Source organism: Maridesulfovibrio sp. FT414 (assembly GCF_050916235.1).
Lineage (GTDB): Bacteria > Desulfobacterota > Desulfovibrionia > Desulfovibrionales > Desulfovibrionaceae > Maridesulfovibrio.
The window spans coordinates 2,987,976-3,003,920 of the sequence record NZ_CP104854.1; the positions used below are offsets into that span (position 1 = coordinate 2,987,976).

Genomic DNA, 15,945 nt, shown 5'->3' on the forward strand with positions numbered 1-15,945 from the left:
GTCAATTCTGTTCAAGAACAGGCGTAGCTGTTTCAAGTAGGTTGGGCTTTCAAATAAAAGGAGAAATCTATGGAAACAATCAGCTGGAATGATTTTGAAAAGATTGAACTGCGCGCCGGACGAATCCTCAGCGCCGAAATTTTTGCCGAGGCCCGTATACCCGCCTATATTCTCAGAATCGATTTCGGTCCTGAAATCGGCGTGCTGAAATCCAGTGCCCGCATAACCGACCGCTATACACCGGAAGAGCTTGCAGGAAGGATGGTTGCAGCAGTCGTCAATTTCCCGAAAAAACAGATAGGTCCACTCATGTCCGAATGTCTTACCACCGGTTTCTATGATGAAAACGGTGGAGTGATACTCTGCGTACCTGATATGGATGTGCCGCTCGGTTCAAAGCTCTGCTGACCAGCTTTATACAGAACGGCTGCATTGACTGATTCCAATTCCCTGCAAAACAGCTGATCGGAAATAAGTGAATGGAATCTTACGATTCTGTTGGACATATATTATTCTGATCGGTTAAAGTTGTATTGCCAATAAACCAATCAACGTGTCTTGCAGGGTGGGGAACGGTAGCCGATGCTGTGCAGGCAGGAAAATACATTATTCAGTATTCATGGGGAAGTCGGTCGATACAAGATTTGCTTCTGGACAGTATTTGCTGTCTGGACATTTGCCGTCGGCTTATTCCTTTATGTCTGTCTTCAGCAATTGAATCTGCATATCATTGAGACCGCTAAAGTTCAGGCCCGAACCTCCATCGAGAAAGATATCATTTACCGCCGCTGGAATACCATGCACGGGGGCGTTTTTGTCCCTGCAGGAAAGAATATTGCCCCAAATCCATATCTGGATGAGCAGGACCGCGAAATAGCCTCAGCTGACGGTGGCAGGCTTGTGCGCGTAAACCCGGCATACATGACCAGACAGGTCCATGAACTTGGTGAGACTGTTTCAGGTATATCCGGGCATATCACCAGCCTGAACCCCATCCGTCCGGAAAACAGGGCGGACGCGTGGGAAGAAAGTGTGCTGCGCAGGCTGGAGAAGGACAAGGAGCCTGAAGCCAGCGGTGTCCAGATTATCGACGGCAGGAAATATCTGCGCATGATGATCTCCCTTGTAACCGAGCAGGGCTGTCTAAAGTGTCATGCCCGGCAGGGGTACAAGCTTGGAGACATTCGGGGCGGTATAAGTGTATCCGTTCCTCTTGACCCCGTCATTGAGGCCAATGAAGGCGGACGTGGAATATTCATCGCCGTAACCCTTGTGGCCTGGGCGCTGGGCTGCCTGATGATATACAGTGTCGCAGGAATAAAGAAAGCCGAGGTCCGGGCCAGGGTTAACGAAAAGAAGTACCGGACTCTGGTGGAGACCATGGGGGAAGGTATAGTTTATCTGGACTGCAACAGTTCGATTGTGTTCTGCAATCCCCCATTTGCGAGCATGCTGGGCTATGGACCGGATGATCTCCGGGGAGTTCTGTTCCAGTCCCTGATGGAAGACAGCAGCGGTTATTCCATCAGAGTTGAAGGGATAACCGACGGTAATCTTGATTCTTTTGAACTTTCCCTTTTGAAGAAAAATGGCAGCGAAGTTGTAGTTCTGTTTTCACCGCGTGTCCTCAGGGGGAACTCTTGTGAAACAACCGGACTTCTGGCCGTTACCACCGATATTTCCCGTTTGAAGAAAATGGAACAGGAGATGCTCCGTCAGCAGCGGCTCAGTTCCGTGGGCATGCTGGCTGGCGGTGTTGCCTACGAAATAGGTGCTCCGTTGAAGTATCTGGAGGTGAATTCCGCATATCTGCGCCGGGCATTCGAGGGTTTCAGTGATTTCATGAAGAACTGCAAGCAGGGGCATGAGCCTGCGGCTGGTGAGACCGATGTTGACCTTCGCTACAAGGAGCGGGATCTGAGCAGGATTCTTTGCGAGGTTCCGGCCATTCTGGATGAGAATGACAGCAGCCTGATGCGTATTGCAGATATTACCTCTTCTATCCGGGAGCTGGCAGGGACTGGGCCGGTCAGTCCGGAACCGGAAAATCTTAATGCCCTTGTTCGTCAGTGTGCGGAGATAACCCGGAGCTCCTGGGAAGGTGTGGCGGAAATGGATCTTGAGCTTTCCCCGGATCTGCCAGAGCTCAGCTGTATTGCTCGCGATATAAATCAGGTGTTGATAACGATCATTATGAATGCAGTGGATGCCATCCGGGCAAGGGTGCAGGAAAGCGGCATGCAGGGTAAGGGGACAATCAGAATTGCCTCCGGAAGGCTTGGCGGGGAGGTGCGTATCGTAATATCCGACAACGGAATCGGTATCGCACCAGAAAATATGGATAAGATTTTTGAGCCCTTCTTCACCACCAAGAAGCCCGGCGCCGGAACAGGGCAGGGTCTTGCTGTGGCCCTGCGGATAATGAACGATCACAAGGGCAGCATTGTTGCCGAGAGTTTTTCCGGCAGGGGAGCCATTTTTGTTCTTACCCTTCCGTTTACTTTATAAGTCCCAGCAGGGCTGAAAAATATCTGAAGTAAAGAGCAGTTGTTGCAAAAAAACATCAGGCAGGATGCAATGATCCTGCCCGATGTTTCAGGCGCCGCGTTTAATCAGCTAAGCACGATGTCGGGGCTGAACAAATCCCTGTTGTACGAAGATAAGGTGACTTACGGAATGTGTCCCGCATGGTCATGCAAGGTACAGCCGGAAGGAGTATAATTATTCCTGTCTGCTGACGGCCAGCCTCTGGACTTCTTCTGCTTCCCACCATGCGTAATGTGTGGTTGATCCGGGTATGCATACTTCTCCCATCTGCGGGGTGAGCAGCCGGACTCCTTTTTCTTCAGCAAGACCGGAAACCATGCGGATGGGCTCATCCCAACTGTGGAACGCGAGGTCGTAGGCAGCCCAGTGAACCGGGAGCATGTAACGGCCCTTGAGCTGAATGTGGGCTTCAACGGACTGGGCGGGCAGCAGGTGCACATCCTCCCATGATTTGTCCCAGGCACCGCTTTCGATCATGGTCAGGTCGAATGGTCCGAATTTTTCGCCGATTTCACTGAATCTTCCGTCATAGCCTCCGTCGCCGGAGTAGTATGCCCGGTGCCTGTTTCCATTGAATACAAATGAAGCCCACTGGGTTTTGAATCTGTCCCCAAGCCCGCGTCCGGAGAAGTGTCGCGATGGAGTGGCTACAATCTCTACGTCACGGATGTTCATGGACTGCCACCAGTCCAGTTCTACAATCTGTTCCGGGGTACAGCCCCATTTACGCAGGTATGAACCAAGACCCAGCGGTACGACAAAGTGACGAACCCTCGTGGCAAGGTATTTTACCGTATCCATTTCAAGGTGATCGTAGTGGTCGTGGGAAATGACCACGGCATCCACATCCGGAAGATCCTTTCTGGCAATTGGAGAAGGCTGGAAGCGGTTTACCGTGAACGGGACCGGAGAGGCGTTGCCGAATACCGGGTCGATGAGCAGTCTGACTCCGTCTATATCCAGGATCATGGATGAGTGGCCCAGCCAGACAACCTGCAGGTTTCCGGGGTTCTCAGAGAAGGACTGCCGGGTCAGGTGAAAATAGGGCAGCTTTTCCTTAGGCTTGCGGCTGAGGTCAAAGAAGAAGTTCATGGCCTTGGAAAATGTGAAGCCGTCCATAGTCATGTTTACCGGCAGTTTGTTGGTGAAAGTACCGTTATCGTAGTTTGCTGATGTCCTGTACATGATGCTTTCCTTTGCAAACAGCGACCTGCCCATCTGGGGGTAGGCCTCCATTGCTATAATAAAAACGGCAAGGCATGACATGCCCAGAATAATAAGTGCCACCTTTTTCATTTTTATGCCGTTGTTTCTGTTAATTGTTTGGCTGCCTTGCGCCGTGCTGCACGCGCCTTCCAGCTTTCCTGCAGGGAGCAGAGCGTGGGAACGACCACAAGGGTAAGCACGGTGGCTATGCCCAGTCCGAAGATTACCGCTACAGCCATTGGGCCCCACCACTGGGATGTTTCGCTTCCGGTATCAAGTCGCATGTTGATGAAGTCGAAACTCACGCCCGTAGCCATGGGGATAAGTCCCAGTACGGTGGTGATGGCGGTTAGCAGAACCGGCCTGAAACGGGTCATCCCGGCTTCAATGAGAGCATCTCCGGCGGCCATGCCCCGATCCTTCAACTGCTCGAAGTAGTCGATCAGCACGATTGCGTTGTTGACCACAACCCCGGCAAGGCTGAGTACGCCGACCCCGGTCATGATGACCCCGAAGGCCGTGCCGGTTACCAGCAGCCCCACCATTACCCCGCCGAGCGACAGAATTACCGCGGTCAGGATGATGAACGGGGTGGTTACCGAGTTGAACTGGGTCACCAGCACGATGAAGATCAGGAACAGTGCGCCTACAAAGGCTTTTGTCAGGAACTCTGAAGCCTTGCGCTGTTCTTCCTGTTCACCGGTGAATTTGTATGCATAACCGCGGGGAAGTTCGATTCCGGAGACGTTTTGTTCAATGTCCGCGATGACTTCTTCGGCAAGACGGCCGGAAACGTCCGCGGAAATAGTTACCACCCTGCGCTGATCAATGCGGTTGATGCCGCCGAGTCCGCCGCCCATGCTTACCTTGGCAAGGCTGGTTATGGGCACAGGCTCGCCCTTGGGACCGGAGACGGTGATACGCTTGATGTCGTCAAGGGAACTGCGATTTATCTTTGGCAGCTTGGCGACGATGTCGTATTCGTCCTTGCCTTCCCGGTAAACCCCGACCTTGAACCCGTTGATGGCCGTCTTTACCGCCTGTGCGATGGTGAAGGCATCAAGGCCCAGCAGCGCGGCCTTTTCCTTGTCCACGTCCACCCTTATCTCGGGTTTTGCGGCAATGTAGTTGTCCTTCAGGTCAACCAGTCCGGGGATGTCTTTCATGGCCCGCTTGAACTGGGTCACGATCTGCCCGAGCTGGTAGAGATTGCGTCCGCTTATTTCCAGATTGACGGCGCTGCCGGTGGGTGGGCCCATTTTTTCGGGTTCCGCGCGCACTTCAGCTCCGCGAATGGCGTGCTGCAGGCGATCCCTGATCTCGTCGGTGATTTCAGAAGAGGGGCGGGAGCGGTCATGGATGTCCAGAAAGTCAAGTTTGACAAGACTGTAGTGGGTTCCGATTTCATCCGACTGTCCGGATTCACCGGTGTTGGCGATGATGAACTCAATGTCCGGGTATTCGGAGGCGACTTTTTCCACCTCCCTGACGAACTGATCCGAAGCCTCAAGGTTGGTTCCCACCGGAGCCTTGATCTTTACGTCCGCTCTCTTGGGTTCGGTCCTGGGCAGGAACTCCACCCCTTTACCGAACATGCCGAAGGCCACGGTCGAGCCGATGAGGAACAGGAATGAGAACAGCAGCACGATAAAGCGGTGGTTCAGGGACCATTCCAACACCGGGCGGTATATGCCGAGCAGGCCTTTCATCATGCGGTCGATGAGTCCGGGGTTTGTGTCCGCATCCAGCCGGGGGATGTCCTGAAATTTGGCTGAAAGTACAGGGTTGATGACCAGCGCCACAAACAGCGATGCGCTGAGTGCGATGATGACGGTGATCGGCAGGTAGCTCATGAATTCACCCATGATACCGGGCCAGAAGACCATGGGGAAGAACGCGCCCACGGTGGTCAGCGTGGAGGCGATGACCGGCCAGGCAACCTCGTCGGTGGCGTCCATGGCGGCCTGAAACCTCGACTTGCCCATGTCCATGTGGCGGTAGATGTTCTCGACCACGACGATACCGTTGTCCACAAGCATACCCAGACTAAGGATCAGGGAGAAGAGTATGACCATGTTCAGGGTGTAGGAGAATATTTCCAGCACACTGAAGGTTATGAGCATGGACAGGGGGATGGCCAGCGATACGAACAGGGCCGAGCGTCCGCCGATAAAGGCAAAGACCACTATCAGCACCAGCAGCAGGCCGGTGATGATGTTGTTCTGCAGGTCGGCGACCATCATCCTGATTTCATCGGACTGGTCGGCGGTAAGGTTGATCTGCAGGGTGGGTGGAAGCACTTCCTGCTCTTCCTTCAGAATATCCTTTACCGTATCGATGATCCTGATGATGTTTTCGCCTGCCCGTTTCTTGACCTCGATGGTCACGCTCTGGATGCCGTTGAAGCGGCTCTTGGAGGTGGGGTCCTTGTAGTGGTCGCGAATGGTGGCGATGTCGCGCAGGTAGATCGGGCGTCCATCCTGCTCGTAGACGACGATCTTGTCTATTTCGTCAGGATGTTTGAAATCTTCCGGCACGCGGACCAGATATTTGGATTTGCCGATCTCGACCGATCCGCCGGGAGTGTTGACATTGGCATTCTTCACCGCGTTGAGCAGCGAGGACATGGGGATATTGTAGAATGTCACCCGGTCCATGTCGAATTCAACGTGGATTTCGCGTTCCAGTCCGCCGATGATCTTGGCGTCGAGCACGCCCTGCACGGATTCGATCCTGTCTTCAAGCTGCTCGGCAAAGACCTTCAGCCTTTTGAGGGAAAACGGTCCGGAAAGGACCACGTTCAGGATTGGCTGTTCGGACAGGTTAACCTCGTTGATGACGGGGTCGTCGGGCAGGTCCGCCGGAAGGTCCGGCTTGGCCTGATCTACCTTGTCGCGCACTTTCTGCAGGGCATCGTCAATGTCCACATCCGGGTTGAACTCAACCTTGATGATTGAGACTCCGTCATCGGAAATGGAGGAAATTTCCTTGGTTCCTGATAGTCCTTTGAGCTTGCGCTCGATGGGCATGGTTACAAGGGTTTCCATGTCTTCCGGGGCAACTCCCTCGAAGTTGGTCTGGACGAAAATATAGGGGATGGTGATGTCCGGGTCGCTCTCGCGGGGGAGTGATGAATAGCTTGAAATCCCGGCAATGATGATGAACACCAGCAGAACCATCACTGTTGACTGCCGGTTCAGCGCAGCTTTGTTGATGATCATTGACTTACCACCTTCATGCCGTCCTCAACCATGGTGTGTCCGGCTACGATAAGTTTGTCCCCGGCCTTGAGTCCCTTCAGAACCTGTGCCCGGTCTCCCTCTATGACTCCCAGTTCAATGGTGCGCACACGGGCCACGCCGTTTTCCTCTACATAGATGATGCGTTCGCCGCCCTGATTGATGATGGCGTAGAGCGGGGTGGTGATTGCATCGTTTACAGTGCGGCGCAGCAGGGAAACGCGGGCCAGCATTCCGGCACGGATTTCACCCCCGGAGTTGTCGGTAAGGATGCGGGTCTCGAAGGTCTTTGAAAACGGGTCCGCCTTGAAGGATATGAAGTCGATGGTGCCTTCCCAAGTCCTGCCGGGCAGGGCGTCCACGGTGACGGTGACTTTCTGGCCTTTACGGATGTAGGGGATGTCCATTTCCGGTACGTTGACAATTGTCCGGATTACGGAAGGCTCGACAATATCCACAACCCTGTCGCCGACGTTGAGCCTTTCCCCGAAATCTATATGACGCTTGTTTACAATGCCGGATATGGGCGCGCGCACGATACCGTACTCAACATTGACCTGCATTTCCTTGAGCGAGGCTTCGCTCTGTTCCAGTTCGGCCTTGATCTGGTCGTACTCCTCCTGAGCCAGCACTCCCTTGCTGAGCAGTTCATGGCGGCGGCGAAGCTGTTCGGCCGCGAGTTTGCGGGCTGCCTTGGCCTTGTCGAACTTGGCTCCGCTGGATGCTCCGTCAAGGCGTGCGATGAGCTGGCCTTCCTTGATCCGGTCGCCTTCCTTCACTCCCAGCCAGATTACAGTCCCGGCTGATTCGGATGAAACCCGGACATCCTTGTCCGGTTCCGTTGCACCGGGCAGGGTCAGGATGTCCTTGAGGACCACGGGGGTAATTTCAGTTGTCCTGACTCGCACTTCCTTTTCAACCGGAGCCGTTCCGGCTTCCGATTTCGGGTCCGAGTTGCAGCCGGAGCAGAGCAGGAGGAGCAGTCCCAGGAATATTGCTGTGTGTCTTGTCTTAAACATGGTATTTGTCCTTGATTCCTTTTAAAGAACCCAGAATGAAATTTGTGTAAAAATCTGTCAGAAATTCCAGCTTGTCTTCAGATTCTATTTCCCCTTCGGGATAATGGATGATGGCCAGAAAATGGTGAACCAGCACCCCGCTTGCGGCCATGCAGGCCTGCTCAAGAATGTGGGAGTCCTCCAGTGGATGCAGTATTTCGCGAACCAGAGGAAAGAGTACTTTTTCCTCCACAATATCATGGCATTTGAAAAGTTCCGGATCGCAGTCCTCGGACACGTATTCTTCCAGCAGCAACCTTATCTTGCGTTTCCGTTTTTTTTCGGGATCGTCGAAGATGCACAGGGCACGCAGTTCGTTGTGTACATATATTCTGAGTTTTTCTTTCGGGGACAGTGACAGGAATTGTTCTTCCTGCGTGGACAAATGGCTCATCATCTCATTCATCCACATGTTCAGGACCTGCAGGTACAGTTTGCGTTTATCCCCGAAATGGTAGTTCACCGCCGCCACGTTTGCATCAGCTTCGGCGCAGATGTCCCGCACTGTTGCTGCTTTGAACCCTTTAGTGAAAAATTCCTTCCCGGCTGCTTTAAGAATCCGTTTCTTGGTGTTCTGATCGCTCATTGACTCTCCAAACGTATTAAACAATGTTTAAATTCTTGTATGAGAATGATGGGCTGATGGTCAAGCAGTAGTTTAAACATCGTTTGAAATGATCGATGATATATTGAGATAAGGGGCAGAACCCACCTTTTGTCGGAGGTCTTGAGGGTAAAGAAATGTTAAGACGGCGTTTGGGGCTGAATAGCTGTTGACCTTGCCGAGTCTCTTGCTCTATGAATATTATTCCTGCCCCAGCGGTATTGTAATTCATGGTTTCGCAGACTAATTCCTGCTTCTACTCTTCTCCCTAAATCTGTCCTGCTTAGGACGAATTGAATCAAGGTGTGCTTTCATGCCCAATTTCCTTTTTATTACTATGCTGGCCGCATTTCCGGCCTTGTCCACTGACATGTATCTTCCGGCCCTGCCTACCATTCAGGCGGAGTGGGGGATAACCCTTGCCTCGGTGAACCTGTCGCTGGTTTTGTTCTTCATACTTTTCAGCACGTTCATGCTCATTTACGGCCCTCTTTCAGACAAATACGGCCGTAAACCGGTACTTGTAGCAGGGGTGGGGGTCTACGTGCTGGGCTGTATCCTCTGTGCAATGGCGACAAACATCTGGCTGCTTATCGCAGCCCGTATCATTCAGGCTGCTGGTGCCGCTTCTGCTTCAGCCCTGTCCATGGCTTTGGCCAAGGATCTTTACACCGGCAATGAAAGGCAGAAAGTGCTGGCCTACATCGGGGTTATCATACCGTTATGCCCGATGCTTGCTCCCATGCTCGGCAGCATGATGATCGAATATCTGTCATGGAAATGGATTTTCATCTGTCAGGCCGTGCTTGCTTCGTTAGCCTTTTACGGAACCCTTGCTTTCAAAGAGCCGGAATTCGAGAAGACAAGCGGTGGAGGCTGGGCTGTCATGTCTCGCTATCTGGTCATATTCCGCAATATGAATTTTACCATTTACTGTCTGGCATTTTCACTTGTAAGCATTGGCTTTTTCGGCTTTCTGGCCGGTTCGGCTGATATATACATCAGGGAATTCGGGTTGACCGAGCAACAGTACGCCCTGTTTTTCGGGTTCAACGCACTCGGGTTCATGACCGGTTCCTACACCTGTTCACGTCTGTGTGTCGGGTATTCTTCAATCTCCATTCTCAAAGCGTCACTGGCCGGTGTTTTAATTTCAGCCACCGGGATATACCTTTTCGGAGATACCAGGATCATGTTCGCCATCACCATGCTCATGATGACTTTCTCCATCGGGGTGTCGCGGCCCATCAGCAACCACATGATCCTTGAAACAGTTGACCGTGATATCGGCGCCGCATCGGCTCTGCTTACCTTTACCTACTTCATCTTCGGGGCAGTGGCCATGGAGGTCATCTCGCTGGATTGGCATTCCAAGATAGCGGTCATCGGCAAGATGGGTATTCTCGGCGGTATTGTTCCCCTGTTTGCGCTGCTGCTCCTCGGTCGGAAAAAAGCACGACAGGTGACAGCAGAGTAGTTCAGGATTTTCAGCAGAAAAGAAAGGCTGTAACAGCGTACTTGTGGTGCGCTAGTTACAGCCTTTTATTTTGCGGTGTTGCAGCTTAGATACGGGCTTATTTTTCGGGAATGGAGTCGATGAGTTCAAGCATTTCCATTTCTGCCTCGCCCTGTGTCAGGCCGACGCTTTTTTCTCCGAGAGCCTTGAAGTGGTCTGTGCTCAGATGGAAGTCGAATGCTGCCTGATCCTTGAATTTTTCTATGAAGCGGAATTTTACGGGATTTCCTTTTACGCGGTGCAGCCTGTATTCCAGTGCGCCTTCTTCGGTTGCAGTTCCTTTGACCAGACCACGCAGGACTTCTTCGAGTTCTTTGTCCTTTCCTTCAGCGGCAGTTATGGAAGCAGTCAGAATTATCATGTTTATTCTCCGTGTTCGTTGTTTATGGGAGTTTTGTTACAGGCGGATAATGGCACAATCAGGGGCCATTGTCGCCTGCTCATATATGCTGTAATGGTTTGATCCGGGCGGGTAATCATATTTTAGTATGAACTGTCTTCTGCCCGTTGAACTCCAACCGCAGTACAGGGAGAGAATTTCCAATGGCTGATTGCACTTACTACACAAGTTTCGACACTCCTCTATGCGAGGTTGTCATTGCCGGTAACAAGGATGGCCTGTCCTTCCTGCATATGATGACAGGAGAGGAAAAACGTTCTTTTGAAATAGGCGGGGACTGGGTAAGAAATGATGCCTTCTTTGTCGATGCAAGGCGTCAGGTTGAAGAATTCCTGCGCGGTGAGCGGACGGAGTTTGATTTGAAGTTGAATCCTGCCGGGACGGATTTCCAGAAACTGGTCTGGGGTGAACTGCAGAAGATTCCCTGCGGGACAACCTGTTCCTATAAGGAAATCGCGGAGCGCATAGGCAGTCCGAAGGCTTTCAGGGCAGTTGGCATGGCTAATTCAAGAAATCCGATTCCGTTGATAATTCCCTGTCACAGGGTGGTCGGGGCAGATGGTAAATTGACCGGTTTCGCTCTGGGGCTGACCATCAAGCGCAGGTTGCTGGAACTTGAAAGAGGGGAATGCGACTGACCGCTGACAGCTACTCGCCGTTGTCGATAACCACTTTTTTATCTTTCGGCTCAGATATGAGGCTGTCCACCTTGCTTTGCTCTTTTTCAATGATCTTCATAATCTGCATGTGCAGTGCCCGGGCAGGTTCAAGACTCGAATCCAGACGCAGCGAAAGCTCGGTATAGTTGAGGGCGCTCTCATAGTCTTTGGCATAAGTGTATGCTCTGGCCATGTTGTAATACAGGTTGGCATCGTTGGGGGTGAAGGTGCAGGCCTGATGGTAGGCTCGGATTGCCCCGCTGTAGTCCCCTTCCTTTCTGAGCTTGACGCCAAGCCTGTTGAAGGGGTTTACGGCTTCAGGCTCATTCTGAAGGATCTCGATGAACAGTTCCTTTACACTGTCCAGATTATCCTGAATGGCGTAGATATCGGCGGCCTTGGTCAGGTATTCCTGATAATTCTCCATGTCGCCCTTGCCCTTGTAGGCATCGGCCATGCCTTTGTAAGCCTCAGCGTACATTTCATTGAGGGCGATGGCTTTGTTGAAGGAGATGATGGCCTTGCCGTATTTTTCCTGCGAAAGATAATTGAGGCCTTTTTCGAAATATTCATCGGCCGGATTCTTCTGTGCCTCGACCAGTTCCTCCACGATTTCTTCAAAGCCGGTTATGGCTTCATCAAAGCTTCCGTTGGCGACAAGATCCCAGGAAGCACTCAGAAGTTCCTGTTCGATTTCGTCCGGTGTAGCACTCATGTAGGCGGCGTAAAGGTGCCTTTTCATGGTTTCCATGCTGTAGGGGCGCAGCACGTAGCCTCCGCAGCCTCCGGAAATGGCAGTAAGTACTGAATCCTTGCGCTGATCGGTTGTGACCATGATAACCGGAAGGGAACGCGATAGGGTCCTCTTCAGCCTTTTAAGGCATTCAGATCCGTTTGCGTCATGCAGCTCTTCGTCCACCAAAGCGACATCTATTGCATTGGTTTGAAGGTCTATAACGGCTTTTTCCCAAGAAGAATAAACACTTATAGACGAAACGCCAAGCCCGACCAGAGCCAGCCTGTCGTTCGAAACGTGTTTCGAGTTGTTGGAAAAAATACCGTATCTTAAACCTTCAAGCATTCCCCTCTCCTGAAATATCAAATGGTCTCCTGTAACAATACAGGCTCAGAGGTTATGATTCAACCTTAATCCGCCTGATTTGAATTGAATTCTTTATTATAATTGTTCTTGCTCGAAAAAAGGCCGGGCTTCAGTGAATGAAGGCCGGCCCGATGCTTTTATTCCGGATCAGTCGGGAATCCGCATGGGCAATTCTGATCAGCCCAGCGTTACCTGCAGGGGAATAACATGGAGTTCCCTGCTTTTTTCCTGTGTCCTGCCCAGTTGCCAGTCTACGCTTTCAGTTCTGCCGACAGCTTCTCCTACTTTCTGGGCCAGTCCCTTGATGTTGATTATGGGGTGGCGGGAAAAAACCTGCGGCAGGCCGTAGGTAAGGTTGCAGGCAAGGCAGCATCCGGGTCTTTGTTTGAGCTGCAGCTCAAAGTTGACGGTGTCACCGTTGTCTCCGGTGTAAACAAGGGAAATATCGTAGCTTCCTTCTTCAGCATCACCGAACAGTGCTTCAAAAAAGTCGTTAGTTCTGTCTGCCGGGAAAAGTTCCGCAAGCATTTCCTGATTGAAAATGTCCGTATACCGGGCCATATATGCACTCCGCTGCGTTCTGTTTTAGTTAAGGGCTTTTTTTGTCGCCGAAAGGATTAAATGCCTTTGAAACAGAGGTTATGTCAATAGTTTAGCGGTTTCGGAGGCAGCAAATACTTCTCCCAGAGTTCTTTCAAGCAATGCCCACTCAAAGGGTTTGCTTATATATCCGTCCATGCCTGCGTCTTCCGCAGTCCTGCGATTCCTGTCATGTGCATGGGCGGAAAGGGCAATTATCGGGATGTTTCTGAATTCCATGTAGGCATCATCGTTCCTGATCAATCTGGTTGTTTCAAGGCCGTCCATGACCGGCATTTGTATGTCCATGAGGATCATGTCCAATTGTTCCGTTCCCAGTCGGTTCAGGCAGTCCTGACCGTTTTCCGCACAGATGATATGGTGTCCCATTTTTTCAAGTATCCGGCAGGCCATCATCCTGTTTACCCGTTCGTCCTCGACCAGCATGATCCTGAGCGGCGGCGGTGTGATTATTCTTCGGGATGTGTACCTCTGGCTGATTTTCTCATCGGTTCGTTCCAGCGGCAGAGCGACGTTCACAGTTGTCCCCATACCGAGGGAACTTTCAACGTTGATTGTTCCGCCCATGAGGGAGATCAGCCGTTTTACTATGGACAGGCCAAGACCTGCTCCTTTGAACCTGCGCGATAATGAACCGTCGACCTGGGTGAACGAATCGAAAATCGACTCAATCTTGTCCGCCGGGATTCCTACTCCGGTATCAGTCACCCGGAAATGCAGTGTCGGCTTTTGAGCCCCGGTGTCTTCTGAAATTGTGATTTCAAGGCTTACGGAGCCGGAATCCGTGAATTTGATGGCATTGCCCAGAATATTGAAAAGAATCTGTCTGATACGCCCCTCGTCACCGATATACCATCCTTCAGCGTGCTGGCTCATGGAACAGTCAAGGTTCAGTTGTTTTTCTCTGGCCTGCATTTCGAAAAGACTCATGCATTCATCCTTCAGGCAGTCCAGCGTAAAGGGACCCTCTATAAGATCCAGTGTTCCGACTTCCATTTTGGAAAGGTCCAGAATATCATCAAGCATGCGCAGCAGGTTGCGTGAAGAGTGCAATGCCACGTTTACGCAGTTCCTGTCCTCCTCATTGATGGATGAGCGCTGCAGGAGCTGCAGCATGCCCATCACTCCGTTCAGCGGGGTACGGATTTCATGACTGATGTTGGCAAGAAATTCATCCTTGGCCTTGTTGGCGGCAACTGCTTCCTCTTTGGCTTTGGACAGTTCCCGTTCATTTCGCAGTCTGTCGGTTATGTCGTGGACAATGGAGATAAGTTTCGTCTGCCCCTTGAATTGGAATGGGCCTGAGAAAACTTCCACATCTCTGATTGCTCCATTGGATATTTTGTGCTTGAAGATGAAGCTTTTCTGGTTGCGTTCTTTTGCCCGGCGCATTGCCGCATCCACTTCGTCGGGCGCCAGAGTGTTGAGGCTGTGTACGGATATGCTGCGCAGCTCGTCGCGTGAAAGTCCGTACATGTTCTCTGCTGCCCGGTTCGTATCGAGAATATTTCCTGTCATGGGGTCGATGATGAACATGACAGAGTGGTTGTTTTCAAACAGGGCACGAAACTGGGCTTCACTTTCCTTAATGGCGGAGTCGTATTTTTTCCTTTCAATTGCTATTGCAAGCTGGTCGGAGCAGGCTGCAAAAAGTTGGATATCCTCTTCCGAATAATTTCGAGGGTTGTCGTATTCCTGAATCTGGAGAACGCCGATTGGCTTGCCGCGCACTTTCATGGGAACGCCCAGCCAAACTTCTGGCATCGGCCCGTCAATCTCAATCCTGTTTTCCTTCTGCATGCCAACAAGCTCGTCCCTTGTGTGGAGAATGATTCTGTTTTCCCGTACAGGCAGCAGGGACAGACATTTATTGTCAGGATCGTTGATGTTGAAGACAGTAGGGCAACTGGATGCTTTCTTGTCAATGCAATATTCAAAAACAAGCTGGTTGCGTTCCTCGTCTATGAGGGCAACGTAGAAATTCTCGGCCTGAAGCTCTTTGATCATTATCTGGTGAATGGATTTGAGCAGGCTTTCAATTCCATCCGAAGACTGGGAATGGCTTATGATTTCGTACAGCACGGAACGAACGTGGAGCGAGTGTTCCAGTTCCCGCTCCTTCATCAGGAAATTGCTCAGGTTCTCGGCATATACTGCAAGTCTCGTGACTTTGTTGTCCTCTTTGATCGGGTGGACGGTATGGAATATATGACATCCATCCCTTTTATCCCTGTATTGTATTCTTTGTCCGGATGTAACCGCCCGGTTTATATTTTTCCGCCTTGAATTAGCCAGTTCTTCAGGAAGATAGTCGTATAAATTCGTCCCGACCATGGCTTTGGGAGACGATTTCAGTACCGAAGCAACGGTTTCGTTGGCGTATAAGATAGTCCCTTCAGGCGTGATCATGAAAATAGACTGATTGCTGGCATCAATCAGTCCCCGGAGGCTTTTTTCGGCTCTCCAGGCCTTTGCTTCAGCTTCTTCTTTTTCCTCAATCTGCTTCAGGAGGTTGGCGTTGATTTCTTTTATGGCAGAGGTCTGTTCAGCAACTTCGTGCTCCAGAAGGCTGCGGTATTCTTCCTGATCTTTTTCTGTCTGCTTACGGGTTGTGATGTCTCGGCATATGGCCAGAACCATGGGCTTCCCATCATACTCAAGCCTCTTCGCATTGATTTCTACCGGTATGCAGGTGCCGTTCTTTGCGAGGTGGCATGTTTCAAACAGGACTGCCCCATCGCAATATCTTGAATTTACAGGAGTACTGCAGGCCATAGACTTAGGTCCGTCAAGATCCATGACGGTCATTGCGAGCATTTCCTCTCTGGTATAGCCAAGCCTGAGGCAGGTTGCCCTGTTCACATCCCTGATCAGTCCTCTGCTGCCGTCAGGCATGATTTCATACATGATTACGGCATCTTCTATGGCGTCGAAAAGCATGCGAAATTTTGCTTCGCTCTGGGATAATGCCTGTTTCAGTTCTAAGGAATCATGCATGGCCAACCCGGTCCGAT

12 protein-coding genes are annotated in these 15,945 nt (G+C 51.4%); 4 read left to right on the top strand and 8 right to left on the bottom strand.

What is annotated here, in order from left to right:
- Positions 1-69 precede the first annotated feature (69 nt).
- Both N7E73_RS13245 and N7E73_RS13250 read left to right on the top strand, forming a co-directional pair.
- Positions 70-408: a tRNA-binding protein gene (locus N7E73_RS13245; RefSeq protein WP_432735329.1), complete on the top strand. Its 339-nt coding sequence runs from the start codon at positions 70-72 to the stop codon at positions 406-408.
- Positions 409-714: 306 nt separating this feature from the next.
- Positions 715-2,508 (top strand): ATP-binding protein, encoded by a 1,794-nt coding sequence (locus N7E73_RS13250; RefSeq protein WP_432735331.1) that lies wholly within the window; start codon positions 715-717, stop codon positions 2,506-2,508.
- Between the two features lie 213 nt (positions 2,509-2,721).
- Here N7E73_RS13250 and N7E73_RS13255 read toward each other — a convergent pair whose 3' ends face one another.
- The 4 genes from N7E73_RS13255 to N7E73_RS13270 are packed head-to-tail and all read right to left on the bottom strand — an operon-like array spanning position 2,722 to position 8,636.
- The gene (locus N7E73_RS13255; RefSeq protein ID WP_432735332.1) at positions 2,722-3,843 is read right to left on the bottom strand and encodes an MBL fold metallo-hydrolase; all 1,122 of its coding nucleotides are present in this window, start codon (positions 3,841-3,843) and stop codon (positions 2,722-2,724) included.
- Positions 3,844-3,845: 2 nt separating this feature from the next.
- Positions 3,846-6,974: an efflux RND transporter permease subunit gene (locus N7E73_RS13260; protein ID WP_432735333.1), complete on the bottom strand. Its 3,129-nt coding sequence runs from the start codon at positions 6,972-6,974 to the stop codon at positions 3,846-3,848.
- A complete protein-coding gene (locus tag N7E73_RS13265) occupies positions 6,971-8,011 on the bottom strand; it encodes an efflux RND transporter periplasmic adaptor subunit (RefSeq protein ID WP_432735335.1) in 1,041 nt (346 codons plus the stop codon). The genes N7E73_RS13260 and N7E73_RS13265 overlap by 4 nt, the downstream gene beginning before the upstream one ends.
- Positions 8,004-8,636 (bottom strand): TetR/AcrR family transcriptional regulator, encoded by a 633-nt coding sequence (locus N7E73_RS13270; RefSeq protein ID WP_432735336.1) that lies wholly within the window; start codon positions 8,634-8,636, stop codon positions 8,004-8,006. Before N7E73_RS13270 ends, N7E73_RS13265 begins: the two co-directional genes overlap by 8 nt.
- A gap of 331 nt (positions 8,637-8,967) precedes the next feature.
- Between N7E73_RS13270 and N7E73_RS13275 the strand changes: the two genes are divergently transcribed.
- Positions 8,968-10,131 carry a Bcr/CflA family efflux MFS transporter gene (locus tag N7E73_RS13275; RefSeq protein ID WP_432735337.1) on the top strand — a complete coding sequence of 388 codons (1,164 nt, stop codon included), beginning with the start codon at positions 8,968-8,970 and terminating at the stop codon, positions 10,129-10,131.
- Between the two features lie 97 nt (positions 10,132-10,228).
- Here N7E73_RS13275 and N7E73_RS13280 read toward each other — a convergent pair whose 3' ends face one another.
- A complete protein-coding gene (locus N7E73_RS13280) occupies positions 10,229-10,531 on the bottom strand; it encodes a putative quinol monooxygenase (protein WP_432735338.1) in 303 nt (100 codons plus the stop codon).
- 182 nt (positions 10,532-10,713) lie between these two features.
- Here N7E73_RS13280 and N7E73_RS13285 point away from each other — a divergent pair, with 182 nt between their 5' ends.
- Positions 10,714-11,208: a methylated-DNA--[protein]-cysteine S-methyltransferase gene (locus N7E73_RS13285; RefSeq protein WP_432735340.1), complete on the top strand. Its 495-nt coding sequence runs from the start codon at positions 10,714-10,716 to the stop codon at positions 11,206-11,208.
- Positions 11,209-11,218: 10 nt separating this feature from the next.
- On the opposite strand, the gene N7E73_RS13290 is transcribed toward N7E73_RS13285, so the two are convergent.
- From N7E73_RS13290 to N7E73_RS13300, 3 genes are all read right to left on the bottom strand, one after another.
- Positions 11,219-12,310, bottom strand: a complete 1,092-nt coding sequence (locus N7E73_RS13290) for a tetratricopeptide repeat protein (RefSeq protein ID WP_432735342.1) — start codon at positions 12,308-12,310, stop codon at positions 11,219-11,221.
- A 198-nt stretch (positions 12,311-12,508) separates the two neighbouring features.
- Positions 12,509-12,892 (bottom strand): pancreas/duodenum homeobox protein 1, encoded by a 384-nt coding sequence (locus tag N7E73_RS13295; RefSeq protein WP_432735343.1) that lies wholly within the window; start codon positions 12,890-12,892, stop codon positions 12,509-12,511.
- 78 nt (positions 12,893-12,970) lie between these two features.
- Positions 12,971-15,928, bottom strand: a complete 2,958-nt coding sequence (locus tag N7E73_RS13300; protein ID WP_432735345.1) for a PAS domain S-box protein — start codon at positions 15,926-15,928, stop codon at positions 12,971-12,973.
- Positions 15,929-15,945: the final 17 nt, after the last annotated feature.